This is a genomic window from Mesorhizobium sp. L-8-10, from assembly GCF_016756635.1.
Classification (GTDB): domain Bacteria; phylum Pseudomonadota; class Alphaproteobacteria; order Rhizobiales; family Rhizobiaceae.
Map to the genome: position 1 here is coordinate 3,259,505 of NZ_AP023263.1, position 21,291 is coordinate 3,280,795.

Here is a 21,291-nt window from a genome sequence, read left to right on the forward strand (position 1 = left end):
CTCGCCGAAGACAGGAGCACAAATGAACGAGACGTTCGCCGCACGTGCGCAGTTGGACCGGGCACGCACAGAGGCAGATGCCGACCAGGCGCGAGCGGACGAGCAGTTGGCAGTGGTGCGGCGGCTCCAGGACGCCATGCAGGCCGGTGACCCCGGCGCCACGCAGGAACTGCTCACCGCCGCAGCCACAACCCATGCGGGACTCCAACAGTCGGCCGATCAAAGCAATGGCCTTGCTCGCATCTCCGAAGACGAGTTGGCCCAGGCCATGAATGCGGGCCCCGCACTGTTCGCCAACCGCAACACGGATCCGATCGCGCTGTTGCCGGTGCGGGTGGAGACCATCTGGTGGGAACCGAACAAGCTGCGGGTCCGGGTGTATCCGGACGATATACTGATGTCTGATTTCAACCCGGATCTCACGCCCGACGAAGCCGCCGCCGGCGGCGCGTACTGGCGGGACCCGGGCCCGGAAGCCTGGCAGGAGCTGCTCAAGCGGCTGCGACCTTCGCGCGCCGCATGGGCGGTCCGCGCCTGCCGCCCCGATGGCCCGCCTCCGACCGTGCGCTCGGACGACCAGCGGGAACGCCGCCTCCGCACCCTCGCGATGCCGAAAAAATGGCGGTTCATAGGCTTGCTCGGCAGTGAGGTCGTCGTGGACAAGCTGGGTAGATCGGTGCCGGACCCGCTGCCCGTCGGCTTGCTGCGCTCCGATGAGGAGGGCTGGGAGACCGACTGGTTCTCGGCGCTCAGCGCCGGCATGGCCGTCGAGCTGACCCTCAACGAAAATGACCGCCTGGACGAGTTGCTGGTGGTGGGGGTGCGCGACAGCTCGGCTGCGGACGGCGCCGTAGAGTTCCGCGACCTGCTCCTCGGCCATATGTTCGGCGCTGGACTCGCCCTGCTTCCGGCTGGCACTGCGACCAACAACACCCCCCGCGCGCGCTCGGGTTGGTCGTCGGCTCCTGCGTATCCCGGACCAGAACCCGATCCGCCGGCTGGCGAGCGGCCGGTGGCGGACGCGCTGGCTGCTGCTCTCGGACTGCCCGACGCCAGTTTCCTGCGCGGTTGCTCCGGCGCCGACGACATGGAAGAGTCGGCCGTGGAAGCGTTGTCGCTGCTCACCTGGCCGACTCTGGGGAAGGGGGTCGCCGAGGCGGCGGTCTCGCATCTGGACTTGGGGACCAGGCAGATCAGGTCCACTGATCCGGCCCGGCCGTGGCGTGCGGTTCGGGACCACCTTGCCGAGCATGTGCGTGCGCGCGGGCCGCTGCCGACGGTGCGGGTCGGCCGTCAGCCCTACGGAATATTGCCGACCACGGCGCTGAGCGATTGGCGGGCCGAACGGAGCCAGGACGTGGACGCGCTCCTGGCGCCGTGGCTGCTGCGGCTGCGGGAGCGCTGGCGTGCGGTGCTGCGCAACGATGGCACCATCCCGAGGGTGCGGCCCGGGGAGCCGGTCGACCAGGTGGTCGTCGACGTGTTGCAACGGTTGCCCGTGGCGACCGGATTGGCCATGCGCCGGCTGGACGGGCCGGGGCTCGCCGTGCCCAAAACGCCGCGCGACCAGGTGCCGGCCAATCTGGGCCTGCCGGGCTTGTCGCCGGACGGGAAGCTGCGGTGGACCACCCGCTCCGACGGGTGGACGGATCTCGGCTGGGGGCTCGACGACGAGACCGGCGCCCCCGCGTTCGTCTCCCGGATCACTCCCGATCCGGTCAGCTTCCCCACCCGGGCGCTGAACACAGCCGGCTATCTGCAAGCCGTGCGCATGTTCCTGGCCGGAGAGCTGGACGCGGCCGACTACGACCGGTCCTGGCCGGTGGAACTGTCCTCGGGCCGGGACACCCCACCCCGGCCGAGCACATTCTTCGACCTGCCTGGTGTCGGCGACGAGCCGCCGGACAATGGCGAGGAGCCGCCCGAAACACCCGAAGACGGCGAGGTGCTTCCGGAACCGCCGCCGGACGCGAGCGGTCTGCTCGATGCGCTGCTGTTCCTGCCCAACTGGGCGTTCATGAACGGCGACGACGGCGAGGACGACCCGCTTCGCCAGGCGCTGGCCGTCACCGGTGAGGTGGACCAGTTGGTGGCCGACGTCCTGGAAGGCCTGTCCGAACAGGACCGCACCGAACGCATCGCGGCTGCCGCCCCCGCCGCGCGGGCCCTGCCCAGGCTGGAGCAGGCGTTGCGGACCCTTGCTGCCACCCCGGTAACCCGGCTACCCGAATTGCTGCTGGAGGTCATCGACGCATATTCGCACCGGCTGGATGCCTGGGTCACTTCCCTGGCCTCGTGGCGACTGGCGCAGTTACGCGCATCCGATGTCGATGGCGTCCGCTTCGGCTGCTACGGCTGGGTGGAGAACCTGGCGCCGCCGCTGCCCAGGGAAACGGTCGAGGTCGAAGTCGAGGACGGGGCGGACACGGCCACGGTCTCCCAGAAGGACGGCTATATCCATGCACCATCGCTGCAGCATGCGGCGACCGCGGCCGTGCTGCGCTCGGGCTTCATCGGCAACCCCGGCAACGAGGCCTATGCCGTCAACCTGCATTCGCGGCGTACCCGGATCGCCCGCTGGCTGCTGGGCGCGGTACGTCGGGGGCAGAATCTGGGTTCGTTGCTGGGCTACCGGTTCGAGCGGTCCCTCCACGATGCCGGACTCGACCACCTCGTCGAACGGTTCCGTCGCCAGTTCCCCCTGCCTATCGTGCCGGAGCCGGAGGGGGCCGGCGCCGACGCGGACCTGTGGGCGCGCAGCGCGGAAAGCATCGCCGCGCGCAATGTCGTCGACGGGATGGCTCTGGTGCGGGCCGGCGCAGGCGTGCTCGACCAGTCGAGCGCCATAGACGGAGCGCCGCTGGTGCCGGCTGCCGACCGGCCGGGAACTGCCGAGTTGCTGCGCGATCTCGCAGACTCCCTCGATGCCGTGGGCGACCTCGTGCTGGCCGAGAGCGTCCACCAGCTCGTCGGCGGCAATCCGATTCGCGCAGGGCTGGCAGCCGACACTTTGGGCCGCGGCGAGGACGTGCCTGACACGTTCCAGGTGGTGCGCACGCCGCACCGGGCCCGTGCGCTGACACACCGGGTGGCAGTTCTCCTGCCCGCAGAGACATTCGGGCCGACCGGATGGCCGACCGCCGACCCCGTCGCCGCGCTCCATCCGGAGGTGGAGGCGTGGGTTGGACACCTGCTCGGCCCGGCCGCGGGCTGGATCCTGAGCGGCGTCCGGCGCGACCCAGGGGATCCGGAACCTGGCCAGCCCTTCGAGATCACCGCTGACCGGCTTGGGCTTGGTGCGCTGAGCGCGATGCTGGACGCGGCGGGCGCCGATCACGCCCGGTTGCACGGCGCAGTCCGGCAAGCTTTCGGTGCCGCGCCGGGCGCGGCGGTGACGCTTGACGGTCCCGGCTGGAGCGGCCTGAGGGGCCGCGCGGTCCGGATACGGTCGCTGCTGGCCATGGCCCAACCCCTACTGGCGGAACATTTGCCTGGGCGCACGAGAAAGCCCGCGGACGTGGCGAACCTGCAGGCGCGGCTGGCCGGTTTCGCGGCCGCCCCGCTGGTCGCCAACCATCCCGAAGCGGCGAAACTGCTTGCGCTGGCCACGAATCCGCCTGGGCCCGAGGGAGCGGAAGGCTGGTTGTCGAGCGCCCGGGCGGCGCTGGCCGAGGTGCTCGGCGCGGATATCCCGCTGCTACCCCAAATTGCCGGGCCGTCGCCGGGAGCTCGGGACATGCCGGGAGCGATGATCGAGGACTGGTTGCGGCAAAACGCAAAGGTGCGGCCGGTGACCCGCACGCTGTACGAGACTTTGCTCGTCGCCGGGACCCGGGCTGGACGGGTGGAGCGGCTGCGAGCGGCGCAGGACCCGTCGGGCGAGGCCGATCCCTGGATCGGTGGCCCCTTCCGCGCCGGACCACGCCCGCAGGCCACGGCACATCTTGTATGGCACGCGCCCGTCGAAACGGCAGGCGCGGCCTTCACCGGCCTGCTGTTCGACGAGTGGACGGAGTTGCTGCCGGGACTTGATCTGCCCGGTCCTCCCGGGCCGCTTACACGCAACCTCATCCCGGAGACCGAACTGACGGGCGTGGCGTTCCACTACGACCGACCGGACGCGAAGGCGCCGCACACCGTGCTCATCGCCGTGCCGCCCGACCTCGACCGCGGCTGGACCTCGGACGGCCTGGTCCAGGTGCTTCGCGAAACCCTCGAACTGGCCAAGTTGCGAGCCATCGACCTCGCGGACCTGCCTCTTCTGGGCGACCTTGTTCCCGCCATCCGGATCTCTCCCAACGGTGCGACCGGGCAGGCCCTTTCCAGAATAGAGACCCGCCGGCCCAACACCGACCCGGAAGGACCGTTCAGGCTGGAGCCCGGACACCGTACGGACGATGTGGAAGCCGGTTTGGCCGCCCGGGTGCACGACCCTTTGTGGCTGCTCACGCGCCAGTGGCAGTTCGGGGAGTTCGCGGCCCAGGACGCCGGTTCGCCGGCGGTGATCCGCATGGCCGGCGAGAGCGCGCCGATCGACGCCTGGCGCCCCGCCGGGGCGCCAGACTGGGTGCGCTACGACATTCGTCGCGGTCCCCTGGATGCCCAGATCGAGGATGAGCCCGTAATTATCGACGAGCGCCTGCGCGCCGAGGGTGGTGCTCAACTGCTCCGGATGCTCGACGACCAAGGGCTGCTCGCCGTCGCCACTGCCGCGCTCGTGCCCCACCATCTCCCGGCGGAGCAGGCTGACGCCAGTCTCATTGGCCTGCTTGACGGACGACTGCCGGATGCAAAATCCGTGGCGGCGGCCATCGACGCCGGTACCTTTCCGACCGGACCTGATCCCAGGCTCGACGAGGTGATCCGCACCTGGCGGGAGTGGTGGGAAAAGCAACTGGGTGAGAATGGCCCGGACTGTTTCGACGAGCATCGCTTCGAGCATGCGGCCGAGGTTTCGACTGGTGGTACGGTGCTGCTCGCGCAGGAGTACCTTGGCGACGGGCTGGACTGGTACAGTGTGGACGTCCACCCGGACCCCGACATCGAGGCGGCGCCCCCAGGGCCGCTCGGCACATTCGTCCATGAAAGCCTGCCGTCGCTGGTGCGCTATGGAGGACTTCCGGCGGACCGGTTCTGGGAGATGGAGGATGCCAGGGTCGATCTCGGCGCGACGGAACTGTCCACGCTCGATACCGGTCGATTGCTGCTGATCTCATTCGCCACCGTGTACGGCAACGACTGGTTCCTGGCGCCGCTGGAGGTACCGGCAGGATCACTGACAGTGCTCAGGCAGGTGCTGGTGCGAGATGTATTCGGTCGCCTGCACAGGGTCGAACGGGCCGGCCGGGAGGATCCGTCCTGGTCTCTGTTCACGCTTCACAGTCAGGATCCGGATCACCGCGCCGCGTCAGGGCTGCTGATGCTGCCGACCGAACGCGGCCAGACGGGTGCGCCGCTCGAAAACGTTGTGCTGGGCCGCGACGAACTGGCGAACCTGGCATGGGCGGTGCAGCATCGCTACACCGATGGACGAGGTGACATGGTGGAGCGCCGGGACCGGTGGGCAAGCAGGGTTCCCGAGGCCGTTCCCATCGGCGAACTACCCCAGTACCGGGTGCAGACGGTGGTCCCGGACTACTGGTTCCCCCTGGTGCCGGAGGCCGTCCGGCCGGGGGCCATCCGATTCCGCCTCGCCACGCTGACCGGTCCCGGCCTGGACTCGCGTCCGGAAGGCCGGTTGATCAGGCCCAGGCAATGGGTCCATGAAGAGGAGGTGCCTCGTGACGGGGTGAGCCTGACGCGGCGCCCCGTGTTGGCCCGCGGGTTCGACGGATCGTCTCACATCTGGGTTCGCAGGGAGAAGGCGCCCGGCGCCGGGGAGGTATCCAGCGGTCTCGCCTTCGACACGGTTCGCCCGACCGAACCATGGCCGGGTGAATGACGCCGTCCACCGCGCCGGAGAAGCCGCCATGCCGCTTCATCCGATCCGATCGATCATCCAGTGGCGAAAAGGAGAAAACCGATGCGACTCCAGGCTCTTACCTTCGACGGCTACGGCTCGGGTCAGACCGATTTCGCTGCCCTTGTCAGCAACACGCCGCAGCCGGACATGAACATGCTGCTCACCGTGGTCGACATCATCGCGGGGCAGGTCACCCAACCTGTCGCCAATCAGTTCATATCAATCATTGTGGTTGGGCATTCAGATCGGCAGGACAACCCGAATTTCAGTTGCGACCAGCGGCGCGAAAGCGAGATCACCGCGGCAAGGGATCGAGCGGATTCAGCCTGGAGCTGGATCAAGTCGACGGTAAGCAGCCGGGCGGCTGAAGCGGGCTTCGATGCCGGCGAATGGTGGGAGACCTCACCCCAGGTGACCTGGGGAATGGTCTTTGCGGCGACTGGCATGCTGCGGCATGATCCACCGAGCGATGCGGAACGCCGGCTCAATCGCCGCGTGGTAATTTTGGTCAGCCTGTTCAATCCACAGTAGAACCACGGCAGCTGTCGCGTCCGCCACCCATCCAACATGCAACTCAGGCAAACAGGAAAGAAGCCAGTGTTTCGTCGACGATACGGGACATGGGCACAATGGAGGCGTCGTTCACGAAACGCAGATTCTGGAAAACCACCACGAAAAAGCGTTCCGTGGAGTTTTCGCGAATTATGGCTCCCTCGGAAGCTACCTGCGTGCCGTTGTTCAGTGGTCCCAGGCCGATCTTCGAATGCAGCGTCACGAACTGGACGTCGACGGTCCTGTTGAGCAACAGGTGAAGACGTGGCGGCAGAAGCGCCTGAAAGAGCAGGTTGAGCATTGCCTCGTCGCTTACGCCATCCACCAGGCTACGGTCGAACAGGAGTGCATACAGCCTCGCCATCTCTCGCACGGAAGTTGCCTGAGCCACCGGGGTATCGTTGAGACAGGCAATTCGTTGCGGAGGAAAGCCGTTGCCGAAGTCTCCGCAAAGCCAGATGCCGTTCTGGGCGGAAGGGTCGAAAAAGCCTGCTTCTGTCACCGCCTTGGTGAGATAGCCGAAGCCGAGACCATGGATACATTGGCCGGCCGACACGTTGTTGCCTTCGACGATCGCATTGGACAGATTGGTAAAGAAGCCCAAGGAAAAATTGACTGTGCCGGTTGCCGGGTCGAACTCGAACACCTGTTCATAGCGCGGCACAAGGAAGCTGTCGGCCAACGCGGCCAACTGCGGCACCCGCTGGTCGCGGATCACCGGGTCGAAGTTGCTGCGCAGAGCCTGGAAAACGTCGGCCGCCGAAGGCTGCAGGTCGGCAAGCAGTTCGTTGGCCGCCTTGCGAAGTTCGAAGGCGGCATACATGGCCGCTACCTTCAAGAGGCTTGCGGAATAATGCATCTCGGTTTCGCGTTGCCCTGCAAACCCGCGGGAGCCGGATGGGTTCATGTCGACGATGATGATGGGCGCCGTTCCCGGCGGATTGCCGGAAGCGGCCATCGCATTGTCGAAAGCGTTCTGTAACGCCGGGTCGCGCAGCAGCGGATCGGTCTTGGGATCAGGAAACGGTCTCATGACAAACGCCTATGGTCTGAGATGCATTCGCTTGGAAGCAAGGCTCGTTGCTTCGCCAACTGGCATCGGCTCGACCTACTGCAAACCCGTGGCGCGAGACGCACGCACGCACCACACGCCGGCTTTCTTCGTCTCATCCTGTGGTCGGACGAGAGTTGTCGGCGCGCTGAAGGTAACCGTGGCGTACAGGTTTCCGTCACCAGGCCATCGTGTGGTCGTCCAGAAGTCTGTCTCGCTCCGGCTCATCGGCGGGAGTTTATACTGCCCGAACTCGCCCTCGTGATGCTTCCACGATTCCCCCTCGAGGCTCGTAAGCTCAGCCATGGATGGAAGCTGCCAGCCCATCGAGCCGTACGGGCCGCCTTGGCCAAGGGTCGCACAGCGTTCCATGGCGTCGCCGATGGTCACGGGCTCTTCAAAGACCTTGGTGCTGAACACGAGGCACGTCTGCTTGTCCAGAAAGGCATCTCCCCCGTGCTCGGCAAGCAGAAAAAATCGCTGGGCATCAAGAGGATCGCGTGTGCGCTTGTGAACGACGCCGCATGCCTCCTCCTGCGCGCTCAGCGGCGAGATGGAAAGCGCCAGACCCAATGCCACTCCCAGCTTGAAGCCTATATATGTCCTGATTGCACGCATGACCTTCTCCTGAAAACGCGAGTGCATCTACAAAGATCGAGCGAACAGTTTCCGATGGCAGATTGGTTTTGCCTGGTAGAAGTGACAGTTGTTGAGTAACTGTCGCAAAAATTCTCAGCCATTTCCGAGAAGCATAGTAATCCAATCGGCCGCACTGGTCTATGAGGCCGGCTTGGTTAAAGGATGCGCATTGTCGGATTTCAACGCAGGTGATTGCAAGCAAGCCTCCGACGGCTGCGCCAGCAAGAGGACCGCAAATGTTCGGCATCTGCCACAGGCGCCGACCTTCCAGGTCGCCGGCCATGGCATCGTCGGCAACCTCTTCGCCATCCTGCCCAGGCTCCAAGAGGCGCTTTGATGCCTTGCCGGTGACCAGAGAGTGGCGGCTGGCGCTGGAATGGAAACCACCCGCTCGGCCCGATACGGACGTCTGGCGCCGGGGGAGTGACGGGAGGCCGAATTGCTGTCATGAGGGGGCGCGCTGGTGAGGGCGCGAAGGAGGGATTCGTCTGATGAAGATAGGTGCGCTGAAGGAAACATCTCCGGGAGAGACGCGGGTTGCGGTGACCCCGTCCTCGGCGGCGCATCTGACGAAACTCGGCCATCAGGTCTTCGTCGAGTCCGGTGCGGGTGCGGCCTCCGGTTTTGCCGATGCCGACTATGAGAAGGCGGGCGTTGCCGTCGTCAAATCCGCTGGGGATCTCGCCGAGGCGGTGGACGTCGTGGTCAAGGTACGCCAGCCGGCCGAGGCCGAACTCGACCGCATGAGGACGGGGCAGACCCTGGTCTCCTTCTTCTACCCCGGCCAGAACGAAGGCTTGCTGAAGCGCGCCAACAGCAAGGGCATCACCGCCGTCGCCATGGACATGGTGCCGCGCATCAGCAGAGCCCAGAAGATGGACGCTCTGTCGTCGATGGCCAACATCGCCGGCTATCGGGCGGTGATCGAGGCGGCCAACAATTTCGGCCGTTTCTTCACCGGCCAGGTCACGGCGGCCGGCAAGGTGGCGCCGGCCAAGGTGCTGGTCATCGGGGCGGGTGTCGCCGGCCTTGCCGCCATCGGCGCGGCGCGCGGCCTCGGCGCCATCGTGCGCGCCTTCGACGTAAGGCCCGAAGTGGCCGAACAGATCGAATCGATGGGCGGCGAATTCCTGTTCCTCGACTTCTCCGACCAGCAGGATGGCGCTTCCACGGGCGGCTATGCCGCGCCGTCGTCTCCCGAATTCCGCGCCAAGCAGCTCGAGCTGTTCCGTTCCCAGGCACCGGAGGTCGACGTGGTCATCACCACGGCCCTGATCCCCGGCCGCGATGCGCCGAAACTGTGGACCGCCGACATGGTGGCCGCGATGAAGACCGGCTCCGTGGTCGTCGACCTTGCGGCCGAGCGCGGCGGCAATTGCGACCTGACCGTTCCGGACCAGAAGATCGTCACCGAGAACGGCGTCACCATCGTCGGCTACACCGATTTCCCGAGCCGCATGGGCGCGCAGGCCTCCGAACTCTATGCCAACAACATCCGGCATTTCATCGCCGATCTCACGCCCGGCAAGGACGGCGTCATCAACCACAATATGGAGGATGACGTGATCCGCGGCGCGACCATTGCGCATGACGGCGCCGTCACCTTTCCGCCGCCGCCGCCGAAGATCAAGGCCATAGCGGTGCAGAAACCGAAGGAGAAGCCGAAGGAACCGACAGCCGAGGAGCGCCGGGCCAAGGAACTCGTCGCTTTCCGGGCGCAAACCCGCTCGCAGTTCACGCTGCTCGGCATCGGCGCCGTGCTGATGCTGATCGTCGGCCTCTACGCGCCTCCAAGCTTCCTCAGCCATTTCATCGTTTTCGTGCTCGCCTGCTTCGTCGGCTTCCAGGTGATCTGGAACGTCAGCCATTCGCTCCATACGCCCTTGATGGCCGTCACCAACGCGATCTCAGGTATCATCATCCTGGGCGCGCTGCTGCAGATCGGGCTCGGCTCGTGGTGGGTCGTCACTCTTTCCGCCATCTCGGTGCTGATCGCGACGATCAACATCGTCGGCGGCTTCCTCGTCACCCGGCGAATGCTCGCCATGTTCCAGAAGTCGTAGGGGATCGACATGGAATACGGAATAACGACGGCGATCTATGTTGTCGCTGCCATTCTCTTCATCCTGTCGCTCGGCGGCCTGTCGGGACAGGAAAGCGCCAAACGCGCCGTCTGGTACGGCATCGTCGGCATGGCGCTCGCCATGCTTGCCACCTTGTTCGGCGCCGGTTCGGGAAACTGGTACCTGACGGCCGTCATGATCGCCTTCGGCGCGCTTGCCGGCTGGTACGTCGCCAACCGCGTCCAGATGACGGAGATGCCGCAACTGGTCGCGGCGCTGCATTCCTTTGTCGGCCTCGCCGCGGTCTTCATCGGGATCAACGCCGAAATCGCGCTGATGGACGTAATCGCAGTGCGCGCCTCCGGCGCGGCCGAGACCTTCACAGGTTTCTCCGCGGTCCTGGCGCACAAGACGACTGCCGAGATCGCCGTGCTGAAGGTCGAGGTGTTCCTCGGCATCTTCATCGGCGCAGTCACGTTCACGGGCTCGATCGTCGCCTTCGGCAAGCTGGCCGGCAAGATCGACGGCAAGGCGAAGAAGTATCCCGGCGGCCACGCCCTCAATGCCGGTGCCGCGCTGATCTGCCTTGCGCTGGGCGTCGCCTACTGCATCGGCGCCGGCATCTGGACGCTGATCCTGATCGCGCTGTTCGCCGGCTTCATCGGCTGGCACCTGATCATGGGCATCGGCGGGGCCGACATGCCGGTGGTGGTATCGATGCTCAACAGCTATTCCGGCTGGGCGGCCGCCGCTATCGGCTTCACATTGGGCAACGACCTCCTGATCGTCACCGGGGCGCTGGTCGGCTCGTCCGGCGCCATCCTCAGCTACATCATGTGCAAGGCGATGAACCGCAGCTTCGTCTCGGTCATCCTGGGCGGCTTCGGGGGCCCGCAGCAGTCGACGATGCAGATCGACGGCGAGCAGGTCGCCATCGATGCCGATGGCGTGGCCGCGGCCCTCAACGACGCCGACAGCGTCATCATCGTGCCGGGCTACGGCATGGCGGTGTCGCAGGCCCAGCAGTCCGTCAGCGAGCTGACCCGCAAGCTGCGCACCGCGGGCAAGGAGGTGCGCTTCGCCATCCATCCGGTCGCCGGCCGCCTTCCCGGCCACATGAATGTGCTGCTCGCCGAAGCCAAGGTGCCCTACGACATCGTGCTGGAGATGGACGAGATCAACGAGGACTTCCCCGGCACGGATGTCGTCATCGTCATCGGCTCCAACGATATCGTGAATCCGGCCGCGCAGGAGGATCCCGCGAGCCCGATCGCCGGCATGCCGGTGCTGGAAGTCTGGAAAGCCAAGAACGTCTTCGTCTCCAAGCGCGGCCAGGGCACGGGCTATTCCGGCATCGAGAACCCGCTGTTCTTCAAGGAGAACACGCGCATGTTCTATGGCGACGCCAAGAAGTCGATCGATCAGCTGCTCCCTATGCTCGGCTGATCCACCGATTTGGGCGCAGCGAAGAGGTCGCGAAGTCGGTGACTTCGCTGCCTCTTGGCGCGGGTTTGGCCATTCCGCGGAGAGTCTGCCCGGTATGATCCTTCGCCAGGTAGGGCGCCCATCGTCCCAGGATGGTCTCCAGGGCCTGGCGGGGCGCTCGCGCCCGATGCGGCAATGCCGGCAGGCTCGTCGATGACGCCGTCTATCACATCATCGAACAAGCTGCCGTAAGGTGTAACCAGGTGATGCAAGCGCGGACGATATCAACTGCTCGGCGGGTTCCGCTTCAAAATCGTCAGGCTCCCTGGCGGCGATAGACCGCCGAGGCGGACAGCGAGACTCCGGCGACAGGGCGGTGTCGATGACCGTCCTCATCGAATGGCTCGGGCTCATCATCGAACCAACCGTGCCGCCGGTGGAAAAGGCGGTGAGCGGATATTGCCATCGTTCGAAGCACGATCATAAAGTGACGGGTATTGGAACGGGAGCTTGCGAATGCCGGGCTTGCACTGCTTGCCCCCTTTCGCGACGCTGCCAAACGAACGGCATCACCGACGCCTCGTCCGATTGCAGGGAGCGACTACGGGATGACGACGTTCCAGACATCGGGACTCCTGACCTTCACAATCGCGATTGTTGTGTTTTTCGTGGGAACGGGCCTCAACACTTCAGTCGGCTTGCTCAGGCAGTGGAACATCCCCGAAGCCGTAACAGGCGGCTTGCTCGCAGCGCTGTTCACGCTCTCCTCTTATCACTTGTTCAACGTCGAGATCGCGTTCGATCTTGATGCGCGGGATATGTTGTTGCTCTACTTCTTCACCGGCATCGGCCTGAACGCGCGGTTACGCGACCTGAGGGCCGGGGGGAGACCGCTTGCGATCCTGCTGGCGCTAACGCTGTCATACCTGATCATACAGAACCTGGTGGCCGTCGGCAGCTCGGTCCTGCTTGGCCTTCCCGACGGTATCGCCGCGCTCCTCGGCTCGGTATCGCTTATCGGCGGCCATGGCACTACAATTGCCTGGGCTCCGCTGATAGCCGGCCGCTTCGGCCTCGGCAACGCGCTTGAAATTGGCATCGCATCGGCGACGCTCGGGCTCGTCGTCGCCAGCCTTGTCGGTGGTCCGGTGGCGCGCATTCTGATCAAACGCTACCATCTCAGCGGCCAAGCGGCGGAACCGCCGAGCATCGGTCTGGCCAACGTGCCCGCGACAGAGCAGGATACTGACATCAACCATGTCAGCCTGCTGCGGACCGTGCTGATCCTCAACGTCGCCGTCCTAATCGGCTTCGCCGTCGACGAAGTCGTCGCTGAAGCGAGCATCAAGCTGCCGCTGTTCGTAACCTGCCTGTTGGTCGCGATCGTCATGACCAACACAATCCCGCGCTTCTTTCCGGGGATGTACTGGCCGACCCGCTCGCGTCCCCTCGCACTGATCTCGGACCTGTCGTTGAATATCTTCCTCGCCATGTCACTCATGAGCATGCGCCTCTGGACGCTTGGCGGCCTTGGGCCAGCCCTCGTCCTCGTCCTGGGAGTTCAGACGGTGGTGGCGGTCTTCTACATAATTTTTGTTGTCTTCCCGGCAATGGGCCGCGACTATCAGGCTGCCGTTCTGTCAGCCGGCTTCAGCGGCATCAGCCTCGGTGCGACGCCGACGGCTATCGCCAACATGACGGCCGTCACCAAGCTCCATGGACCGGCACCGACAGCTTTCATCATCCTGCCGCTGGTTTCGGCCTTTTTCATCGACGTCGCCAACGCTGTCGTCATCGGCTTCATGGCCCGTTAGACGGCGGCCGGGCCGCCGCCGGCGCCGAGGCGATAGGCGAGTTGGGCTCGCGTAAGGCCGAGGAGGCGCGCTGCGGCGGACAGGTTTCCGCGCGCTCGATCGACCGCAGCATGGCAGGCGCCTCCCTCCGTTCGAAGAATGCCTGTTCGAAGCCCTGCGTTAGCAGCCAGCGCAGATTTGGGCCGCTGGCCTGTAGGTGGTATCCTTAGAACCTCGCTTGGGAGCCACGGTATCCTCAAGCCACGAACAGGAATGACCCGGGAGGCAGCCTATGTCGCAGGACAAAACAGCAGACGTGTCCGAGGCCGAGATCGCGGTCCACTGGCAGGAAGAGGACTATGTCAAACCCACGGAGAAATTCGTCGCTCAGGCCAATTTGACCGACCAGGCAGACCGTGCGCCAGTTGGTGGCGGGTGATGCACGGTTCAATGCGCTTTGTGACGAGTACTGCAAGGTTGTCGACCTCCTTGAAGCCTACGAGGTGCAGGTCAAGCAGCTTAGGGAGCGCAAGGCTTTGCTGGAAGATGAACTATTGACGTGCATTGAAGGATATCAGCCGCAATAGCGCCAAGCGAGCGAAGCGCTGAGCAGCGCGGTAGAGTGCGTCCCAGCACTGAAGGCTGCCCCGAGCTCGCGTCAAGTGCATGACTTGCAAGGAAGCACATAGCTGCGTGTGGGGTCATCATCGGCGCAGATCACAGCATGGGTCTGGCGATTCTTTGCCGGCCGGGACTGGATCGCCGAAGTCACCTCTGCGTTCGGCCCCCGATAAGGTCTTCGAAAAGCACTCCGACTCCAGTACTCGACAGCGGCGCGTCATTCAGGCGGACAGACGCACCAGCCGGCGATGGGCGCCCCAGTCGCCCGGCCGCGGCTCGAACACGCCCGGGCAAGGCGTACCGCAACGGCGGCAGCGGCCCTCGGCGTCGAGAGTCCAGGCCAGCAGTCGATACCAATCGCGACCGATCAGGCACGCGCCGCACTGATTGCACCAGGTGCTCCCGCCGACGGCATCATGCACATTGCCGGTGTAGACGTAACGCAAGCCGTTTCGGATGCCGATCTGCCGGGCCCGCGTCAGCGTTGCGGGCGCAGTGGGCGGCTTGTCCATCATCTTCCAGTCGGGATGGAAGGCCGTGAAGTGCAGCGGCACATCGGGGCCGAGCTCTTCCATGATCCATTGTGTGAGCGCCTCGATCTCCCCCTCGGAATCATTCTCGCCGGGAATAAGCAGCGTCGTGATCTCGAACCAGACGGAGGTCTCGCGCTTGAGATAGATAAGCGTATCGAGCACCGGCTGGAGATGGCCGCTGCAGACGCGCTGGTAGAAGCGCTCGGTGAAAGCCTTAAGGTCGACATTCGCAGCATCCATGTGGCGGTAGAATTCGGCGCGCGGTTTCGGGCAGACATAGCCGGCCGTGACTGCGACGCTTTTGATCCCCCGTTCCCGGCAGGCATCGGCCACGTCGATGGCGTATTCGTGGAAAATGACGGGGTCGTTGTAGGTGAAGGCAACGCTGCGGCACCTTAGATCCGCCGCTGCCTGGGCGATCTCCACCGGCGAAGCGGCGTCGGCCAGCGTGTCGATTTCGCGGGACTTGCTGATGTCCCAGTTCTGACAGAAGCGGCAGGCGAGATTGCAGCCGGCTGTGCCGAAGGAGAGGACGGCAGTGCCCGGCAGGAAATGGTTCAGCGGCTTCTTCTCAACCGGATCGACGCAGAAGCCGCTCGAGCGGCCGTAGGTCGTCAGCACCATCCGGTCGTGCTGGCGGGCGCGGACGAAACAGAGCCCGCGCTGCCCGTCGTGCAGCCTGCAAAACCGTGGGCAGAGGTCGCACTGGATGCGCCCGTCAGCAAGCGCGTGCCAGTAGCGGCCCGGCACAATCGACGCGTCCCGCGGCTGCAATGGCGGACGGGCAGCGGTCGTGACCTTGGCGAGTGGCGGCATGACCGCATGATAGACCCGTCATCGCATCGTTCAATGGTGATGGAAGCGCCGGGGAACGGGGCCTCCAGGACCGGAGCAGCCTAAAAGTGACTGCCGTGAAGGCTAGCCCAACGGAAAGCCGGACCGCCTTCGTTCCGTCAGCTAACTGCCAGCACGATCAACTCGCCCACCATCGAGGGCTGATGCGTCCCGCACCGAAGCTCAAACACGCCCGCCTTGTCGGCGGTGAAGGCCACAGTGGTGAGTTGGCCGCGCTTGACGCTGAAGCTGATATCGTAGCCGTCGATCACACTCGGATGCTCCGCCCCATTGACACCAAGGATCTCAAGCGTGACCTCATCGCCCTGGTTCACGATGATCTGGTTGGGATCCCAGCGGTAGGTCGACACCTCCCACCGGCCTTCGGCATTGGGCGCTTCGAGCTCGTAGCCCTTACCTTCCGGCAAAGTGGCAGTCGGGAACGGCTCCTTGTCGGTTGTCGTCCCGCCCTTGGCCTCGACCGCGACCATGGTGATGGTGCGTTTTCATGCCGGCCGCCTGAGCGAGATTGGCCGCCACCATCATGTTCAGCGCTCCAACCAATGGAAGCAGCATCGCGGCCGCGCCAACCCTAAACATTTTGGTACCTCCCTTGAAACATCGCCCCGTGTAGGGGGCCCCCGGTGACCACGTCTGTGCAGAACGATGTATCCGCTCGATTCAACGAATCTGGCCCACTGCTTATTCCCCCGCCATGAGGCCGATCCCGGGGTGTCGGCTGCCGATAGGGCGACACCGAGCTATGTAATTTTCTGGGTCCGTGGGCGCTTCGGTCGAGGTCACCTCTTGAATCGGGGCGGAGCCGCCACAGCTTTGAAATGTGATGAAAAAGCCGAGGAACGGACGCCCGGGTTTCGATCGGCCGAAGCCGCCGAAGGGGCAGGCGAGACTGAAGTCGACCGGCAACAAGCGTCTGGCCGAGCAGAACCGCAAGCTCCTCGCCAAGCACTATGCGAGCAAATATCAAACGCGGTAAAATATTGACTGTCACCGGCCCGGGGAAGGGATTGGTCTGGGGACCTGAACAGGGAGCGCAACTGGACGGAGGCTCTGTGAGCTGTGAGCGGATTGGCTCAGCTTGGCATCTGGAATGATCCCGCCCTCCACGACGCGCTGTCCTGGTATCTGGCCGTGGCGGAGAACCAGCGTCCGGCCAAGTTCCGCATCGCCGCGACCGTCGCCACTGAACTGGACCTTTCGACCTGCGGCGAAGACGCGCTGTGGACCGAACTCGAGCGTCTGACCACGATTTTCCTTGAGCGCTGGCAGACGATCCGGGAAGGTGCGCCGCTGCCGCCCGAGGCGGACGGGCCGAGCTTGCTTGAGCTTTGCAGGGAACTGGCCTACCGCATGCTCGCGCACTGCAACTTCTGTCCCTGGAACTGCTGCGTGGACCGCCTGGCGGGCGCCAAGGTCGGCGCCTGCAAACTTGCCGCTGGCTCCCGCGTCAGCTCTCATTTCCATCACACTGGTGAAGAGCTCTTCTATCGCGGCACCGACGGCTCCGGCACGATCTTTTTCACTTCCTGTAACATGCGCTGCCTCTTCTGCCAGAACGGCGACATCTCGACCGACAAGGACAATGGCGAGGAAACCGACCCGCGCACGCTCGCTACCATGGCGTGGACGCTGCGCCGCGAGGGCTGCCACAATATCAACTGGGTCGGTGGCGAGGTGATCATCCACCTGCATTCGATCGTCGATGCCATCGCGCTTCTGGGCCGCGACTTCGTACCGACGAGTGCCGAAATCCGGCGAGCGCGGCGGACCAAGGCGGACGGCTTCTTCTGGTTCGACGAAGTCTCGGAGGCCGCCACGTATGATGGCAAGTTCAACGCGCCGATACTGTGGAACAGCAATTTCTTCATCGCGCCCGAGGCCATGAAGATCCTGCGCGTGCTCACCGACGTGTGGCTGCCGGACTTCAAGTTCGGACCCGGCCGGTGCGCGATAACGCTTGCCAGGACGCCCCGGTACTGGGAAACGGTCACCCGCGACATCTCACTCATCGCCGAGTGGGGTGAGGATTTCACCATTCGCCACCTGGTGATGCCCAATCACGTGGAGTGTTGCACATATCCCGTTCTGGAATGGATCGCCGACCACATCCCGGCCGCGCCGGTGAACGTCATGGCGCAGTTCCATCCTGACAACTTCTGTGATCCAGCAAGCACCAAGTATCGCGGCAAGTATGCCGAGATCGCCCGCCGACCGACTGGGGCTGAGCTCGAAAATTCCTGGCGCCGCGCCAGTGAACTGGGCCTCAATTTCGAGACCGCGTCGTTCGAACGCCGGGGCGCCTTCGCCGGGCCGGCCCTGATGGAGCTCTGACGTCCGTCGGAATCAAACCACGCCTCAGTCGCGCGCGACCGCCGAGAGCGAGGCGTGCAATGCGTCGACGAATTTGCAGGACCTTCGGCACGCTACTTGCAGACGCTTACGCCAACAGTCCGATAAGCTTAAACTTGGTCTTTCAGGCAACTCCTCAAAAGCAGTCGGCGCGGGGGCCTCTCAAGGGAGGAAACCATGACGCGTGTCGATCGCAACATATCGCGTGTGTGGCACAGGTCAGCGCTCGGCGCGGCCGTGCTCGGCATTGGTGTGCTGCTGGCGGGAACGGACGCCGGAGCCGGCTCTGTGGACAAGACCCCATTCGGAAAAACGCAGGACGGCAAAGCCGTCGATCTCTACACGCTTACCAACGACAAGGGTGCGTCCGTCAAGTTCATCGCCTATGGCGGCATCATCACGGCAATCAACGTGCCCGACCGCTGGAGCAAGCTCGACAACATCGTGCTCGGCTTCAAGGAACTCGCCGACTACGAATCGAAGAACCCCTATTTCGGCGCCTTGATCGGGCGCTACGGCAATCGCATCGGCGGCGCGAAATTCACGCTCGACGGCACTCAGTACCAGCTCGCCGCCAATAACGGGCCGAACAGCCTGCATGGCGGCAACAAAGGTTTCGACAAGGCCGTCTGGGCGGTCGAGCAGCTGACCAATGTGAGCGGGGCCGCGGCGCGGCTCAGCTACACGAGCAAGGATGGCGAGGAAGGCTATCCCGGCACGCTCACGGTCGAGGTCGTCTATACCCTCACCAACGACAACGAGCTGCGCATCGACTACGAGGCGACGACGGACAAACCGACCGTGGTCAATCTCACGAGTCACTCCTACTTCAATCTCGCCGGCGACGGCAGGGGCGGGATCGGCGATCACATCCTCACGATCAATGCCGATAGCTACACGCCGGTCGATGCGACCTTGATCCCGACCGGGGAGATCGCCTCCGTGACCGGCACGCCGTTCGACTTCCGCCAAGGGATGCCGATCGGCACACGCATCCGCTCGAACGACCCACAGATGGTCTATGGCCGCGGATATGATCACAACTACGTCCTGAACCGGTCGGGTAGTGGGCTTTCGCTCGCCGCGCGTGTCTACGAGCCGCGCTCGGGCCGGATCATGGAGATCTCGACCACCGAGCCCGGCGTCCAGTTCTACAGCGGCAACTTCCTCGATTCGACGCTCGTCGGCCCGACCGGTCAGCAATACCGCCAGACCGACGGCTTCTGCCTCGAGACGCAGCACTTCCCGGATTCGCCGAACAAGTCGTCCTTTCCGACAACGGTCCTGAAACCGGGTGAAACGCTGAAGTCGACTACGATACACAAGTTCTCCACCGATGCGTCTTAGCTGGAGGTGCGTCCCTTCCCGGTTGCTGAACTGATCGGTCACCCATCAGAGATCATGGATGACGAGCGTTTCGATCGAGGCGACGCTGAAATTCAGGAGCGTAAGGCTTTGATTGCAGACACAAAATGAAAACGTACAAAAACGTTGATCCGCAGGCCGGACGTTGCCCCGGCGGCTATCCATTCCGGCCAGCCGGCGCGCGTCGCCGGGCGGTCGTTGGCGTGGCTTCAGAGCGGCTTCACCAGGAGCTGGGACGCTCCTCTGCGGACCAGTGATGCATATAGCAATCTCATACGCAGCATCGATAGGCTGGCCTCATGCTTTTGGCGACGTTAGACGGCGGCCGGGCCGCCGCCGGCGCCGAGGCGATAGGCGAGTTGGGCTCGCGTGAGGCCGAGGAGGCGCGCTGCGGCGGACAGGTTTCCGCGCGCCCGGTCGACCGCCGCCTGGTAGGCCGACCGCTCCAGCTCCGACAGGGAGAAATCTCCCTCGGCCAGCAGTTGGTCGACCAGCGGTCGCAGCCTGGATTGCGGATCGTCGCCGGCCGCCATGGCAGTGAACGGAAAGCGGAGCAACTGCGCCTCGATTTCGGCGCGTGAAACGGCTTGGCCGTCGCGGTGCGCGGCGAGCACGGCGCTGAGCACCGTCCGCATTTGCCGAAGGTTCCCCGGCCAGGTCGCCCGCTCGATTGCTTTGCCCGCCGGACCGTCGAGGCGCGGCGGCTCGATGCCCATCCTGGCTGCCAGCACCGGAAGCAATGTCCGAGCAATGGCAAGGCGCTGGCCTTCGCGCTCGCCGAGCGTGGGCATGCGCACGGCGAGCGCCGACAGGGCGTACCACAGTTCGGAGGACAAGGGCGGCGGCCCCAATGGGCCGGAGGACGGATCATAGCCGACAAGCGCCACAATGCGCGGCCCGCCGACCACCATCCCATCCTCGATCGCGCGGGCGAGATGGGGCTGGACGTCTGACGGGATCTGCTCCGCGGCATCGATCAATATCGTTTCGCTGCCGGGCCCCCGGCGTCCTCCCTTGCCGCGCCGCGCAATCTCGGCGCAGAGGTCGAGGTCGACCCGATTGCCGAACACATGACGCGGCTCGGTTCCGGATCCGCCGGAGGCGCGGTGAAGATAGCGCGCCGCGCGGCTCCGGCCGGTGCCGGGCGAGCCGGTGATCATGACGGGAAGCGCCATCGGCGCCAGCCTGTCGAGTTCGGCCCGCACCGGCGCGAGGACCAGTCGGTCGAGCTCGGAAAGGGCGCTCTCGGCGGTGCGGGCGGCGACCCTCCGCAGCGGCTCGGAGAGGCTGCCTTCTTGTGGCGCCATGATGCGTTCGCGAAAGAGGATCACTTCCGGGTCGCCCGGCCCCCAGACGTCGGCCGGCTTGCCGACGACCTTGCAGTGGCGGTGCCCCTGGGCGGCGCACTCCACCTCCTTGTAGATGATGAGAGTGTCGAAGAATTCGCTGGCATAGCCGCAGGCATAGCCGAGTTGGGTCCAGCAGGCCGGCTCCGTTGTCCGGTGCCGACGCCGGAATTCGGCAGCCTCGACGCTGTCATGCCAGAGGAACTCCGCCGAGAAGCGCTTCTTCCGGAAGTCGAAGTCGTTGTAGACGGTCTCGACCCTGACCACGCCGCTGAACGTGTGCAGGCGCGTGCCCGCCGTGAAGGCATCCCCGATGTCGACATTCGGCCAGTTCGTCCGCACGAAGCGCGCGTCGGCCTGCCCTGAAAGGAAGCCCAGCCGCATCAGGAACACGCGCGCCTCCTGCGGGCCCAGCAGACGGGTCAACTCGCGGCGGAGTTCCACGCCGACGGCGGCGCGTTGCATGACGATGCGGTCGCCGTTGAGGCGTATCGTGCCGTCGACGGGATTGAAGACCAGGCTGGAGAGCAGCTCGCGAACCGTCGGCTTGCCGCGATCGAGCAGCTTCGACGGCTCAAGCGGTGCCTTCATGCCGTGTCCCTCTCCGACTTCCATCCGCGACGATCGGAACAGTTCAGGCTTTTCATCAAATCGTCAAGCCGCTGTCAGCATTTCATGAAGAAGGCTTGTACGCTGTGCGCACAGTAACTTCATGATCTGGCGATATCATACTGAAT

The 21,291-nt window shown here is 64.8% G+C and carries 15 protein-coding genes; 9 read left to right on the forward strand and 6 right to left on the reverse strand.

The window, feature by feature from the left end:
- Positions 1–22 precede the first annotated feature (22 nt).
- Positions 23–5,941, forward strand: a complete 5,919-nt coding sequence (locus tag JN280_RS15125) for a hypothetical protein (protein ID WP_202313238.1) — start codon at positions 23–25, stop codon at positions 5,939–5,941.
- An 81-nt stretch (positions 5,942–6,022) separates the two neighbouring features.
- Positions 6,023–6,493 (forward strand): hypothetical protein, encoded by a 471-nt coding sequence (locus JN280_RS15130; protein ID WP_202313239.1) that lies wholly within the window; start codon positions 6,023–6,025, stop codon positions 6,491–6,493.
- Between the two features lie 43 nt (positions 6,494–6,536).
- On the opposite strand, the gene JN280_RS15135 is transcribed toward JN280_RS15130, so the two are convergent.
- Positions 6,537–7,472 (reverse strand): serine hydrolase, encoded by a 936-nt coding sequence (locus JN280_RS15135; RefSeq protein ID WP_202313240.1) that lies wholly within the window; start codon positions 7,470–7,472, stop codon positions 6,537–6,539.
- A gap of 150 nt (positions 7,473–7,622) precedes the next feature.
- Positions 7,623–8,183 (reverse strand): DUF1566 domain-containing protein, encoded by a 561-nt coding sequence (locus JN280_RS15140; RefSeq protein WP_202313242.1) that lies wholly within the window; start codon positions 8,181–8,183, stop codon positions 7,623–7,625.
- Positions 8,184–8,695: 512 nt separating this feature from the next.
- On the opposite strand from JN280_RS15140, the gene JN280_RS15145 reads away from it, so the two are divergent.
- The 3 genes from JN280_RS15145 (at position 8,696) to gltS (ending at position 13,506) form a co-directional block, all read left to right on the forward strand.
- On the forward strand, positions 8,696–10,267 hold the full coding sequence (locus tag JN280_RS15145; RefSeq protein WP_202313244.1) for a Re/Si-specific NAD(P)(+) transhydrogenase subunit alpha: 1,572 nt from the start codon (positions 8,696–8,698) through the stop codon (positions 10,265–10,267).
- A 9-nt stretch (positions 10,268–10,276) separates the two neighbouring features.
- Positions 10,277–11,713 (forward strand): NAD(P)(+) transhydrogenase (Re/Si-specific) subunit beta, encoded by a 1,437-nt coding sequence (locus JN280_RS15150; RefSeq protein WP_202313246.1) that lies wholly within the window; start codon positions 10,277–10,279, stop codon positions 11,711–11,713.
- A gap of 587 nt (positions 11,714–12,300) precedes the next feature.
- Complete coding sequence (gltS, locus tag JN280_RS15155) at positions 12,301–13,506, forward strand: sodium/glutamate symporter (RefSeq protein ID WP_202313248.1); 1,206 nt, start codon at positions 12,301–12,303, stop codon at positions 13,504–13,506.
- Here the strand turns inward: gltS and JN280_RS40295 are convergent.
- Positions 13,503–13,745: a helix-turn-helix domain-containing protein gene (locus JN280_RS40295; protein ID WP_202313250.1), complete on the reverse strand. Its 243-nt coding sequence runs from the start codon at positions 13,743–13,745 to the stop codon at positions 13,503–13,505. The genes gltS and JN280_RS40295 overlap by 4 nt on opposite strands.
- A gap of 32 nt (positions 13,746–13,777) precedes the next feature.
- On the opposite strand from JN280_RS40295, the gene JN280_RS15165 reads away from it, so the two are divergent.
- Positions 13,778–13,924, forward strand: coding sequence for a hypothetical protein (locus tag JN280_RS15165; RefSeq protein ID WP_202313252.1), 147 nt, complete (start codon positions 13,778–13,780; stop codon positions 13,922–13,924).
- A 403-nt stretch (positions 13,925–14,327) separates the two neighbouring features.
- Here the strand turns inward: JN280_RS15165 and amrS are convergent, their stop codons facing one another.
- Both amrS and JN280_RS15175 read right to left on the reverse strand, forming a co-directional pair.
- A complete protein-coding gene (gene amrS, locus JN280_RS15170; RefSeq protein ID WP_202313254.1) occupies positions 14,328–15,455 on the reverse strand; it encodes an AmmeMemoRadiSam system radical SAM enzyme in 1,128 nt (375 codons plus the stop codon).
- Positions 15,456–15,592: 137 nt separating this feature from the next.
- The gene (locus JN280_RS15175; protein WP_202313256.1) at positions 15,593–15,964 is read right to left on the reverse strand and encodes a cupredoxin domain-containing protein; all 372 of its coding nucleotides are present in this window, start codon (positions 15,962–15,964) and stop codon (positions 15,593–15,595) included.
- A gap of 353 nt (positions 15,965–16,317) precedes the next feature.
- Here JN280_RS15175 and JN280_RS15180 point away from each other — a divergent pair, with 353 nt between their 5' ends.
- From JN280_RS15180 to JN280_RS15190, 3 genes are all read left to right on the forward strand, one after another.
- Positions 16,318–16,470, forward strand: a complete 153-nt coding sequence (locus JN280_RS15180) for a hypothetical protein (RefSeq protein ID WP_202313258.1) — start codon at positions 16,318–16,320, stop codon at positions 16,468–16,470.
- An 83-nt stretch (positions 16,471–16,553) separates the two neighbouring features.
- Positions 16,554–17,825 carry a radical SAM protein gene (locus JN280_RS15185; RefSeq protein WP_202313260.1) on the forward strand — a complete coding sequence of 424 codons (1,272 nt, stop codon included), beginning with the start codon at positions 16,554–16,556 and terminating at the stop codon, positions 17,823–17,825.
- 195 nt (positions 17,826–18,020) lie between these two features.
- Positions 18,021–19,190 (forward strand): aldose epimerase family protein, encoded by a 1,170-nt coding sequence (locus JN280_RS15190; protein WP_202313262.1) that lies wholly within the window; start codon positions 18,021–18,023, stop codon positions 19,188–19,190.
- Positions 19,191–19,522: 332 nt separating this feature from the next.
- On the opposite strand, the gene JN280_RS15195 is transcribed toward JN280_RS15190, so the two are convergent.
- Positions 19,523–21,145: a XylR N-terminal domain-containing protein gene (locus JN280_RS15195; protein WP_202313264.1), complete on the reverse strand. Its 1,623-nt coding sequence runs from the start codon at positions 21,143–21,145 to the stop codon at positions 19,523–19,525.
- Positions 21,146–21,291: the final 146 nt, after the last annotated feature.

What these genes read in the sequence shown, in the direction of transcription:
- JN280_RS15125 (WP_202313238.1), top strand. Translation starts at nt 23, where the DNA reads ATGAACGAGACGTTCGCCGCACGTGCGCAGTTGGACCGGGCACGCACA.
- JN280_RS15130 (WP_202313239.1), top strand. Translation starts at nt 6,023, where the DNA reads ATGCGACTCCAGGCTCTTACCTTCGACGGCTACGGCTCGGGTCAGACC.
- JN280_RS15135 (WP_202313240.1), bottom strand. Translation starts at nt 7,472, where the DNA reads ATGGCCGCTTCCGGCAATCCGCCGGGAACGGCGCCCATCATCATCGTC.
- JN280_RS15140 (WP_202313242.1), bottom strand. Translation starts at nt 8,183, where the DNA reads ATGCGTGCAATCAGGACATATATAGGCTTCAAGCTGGGAGTGGCATTG.
- JN280_RS15145 (WP_202313244.1), top strand. Translation starts at nt 8,696, where the DNA reads ATGAAGATAGGTGCGCTGAAGGAAACATCTCCGGGAGAGACGCGGGTT.
- JN280_RS15150 (WP_202313246.1), top strand. Translation starts at nt 10,277, where the DNA reads ATGGAATACGGAATAACGACGGCGATCTATGTTGTCGCTGCCATTCTC.
- gltS (WP_202313248.1), top strand. Translation starts at nt 12,301, where the DNA reads ATGACGACGTTCCAGACATCGGGACTCCTGACCTTCACAATCGCGATT.
- JN280_RS15165 (WP_202313252.1), top strand. Translation starts at nt 13,778, where the DNA reads ATGTCGCAGGACAAAACAGCAGACGTGTCCGAGGCCGAGATCGCGGTC.
- amrS (WP_202313254.1), bottom strand. Translation starts at nt 15,455, where the DNA reads ATGCCGCCACTCGCCAAGGTCACGACCGCTGCCCGTCCGCCATTGCAG.
- JN280_RS15175 (WP_202313256.1), bottom strand. Translation starts at nt 15,964, where the DNA reads ATGGTCGCGGTCGAGGCCAAGGGCGGGACGACAACCGACAAGGAGCCG.
- JN280_RS15180 (WP_202313258.1), top strand. Translation starts at nt 16,318, where the DNA reads ATGAAAAAGCCGAGGAACGGACGCCCGGGTTTCGATCGGCCGAAGCCG.
- JN280_RS15190 (WP_202313262.1), top strand. Translation starts at nt 18,021, where the DNA reads ATGACGCGTGTCGATCGCAACATATCGCGTGTGTGGCACAGGTCAGCG.
- JN280_RS15195 (WP_202313264.1), bottom strand. Translation starts at nt 21,145, where the DNA reads ATGAAGGCACCGCTTGAGCCGTCGAAGCTGCTCGATCGCGGCAAGCCG.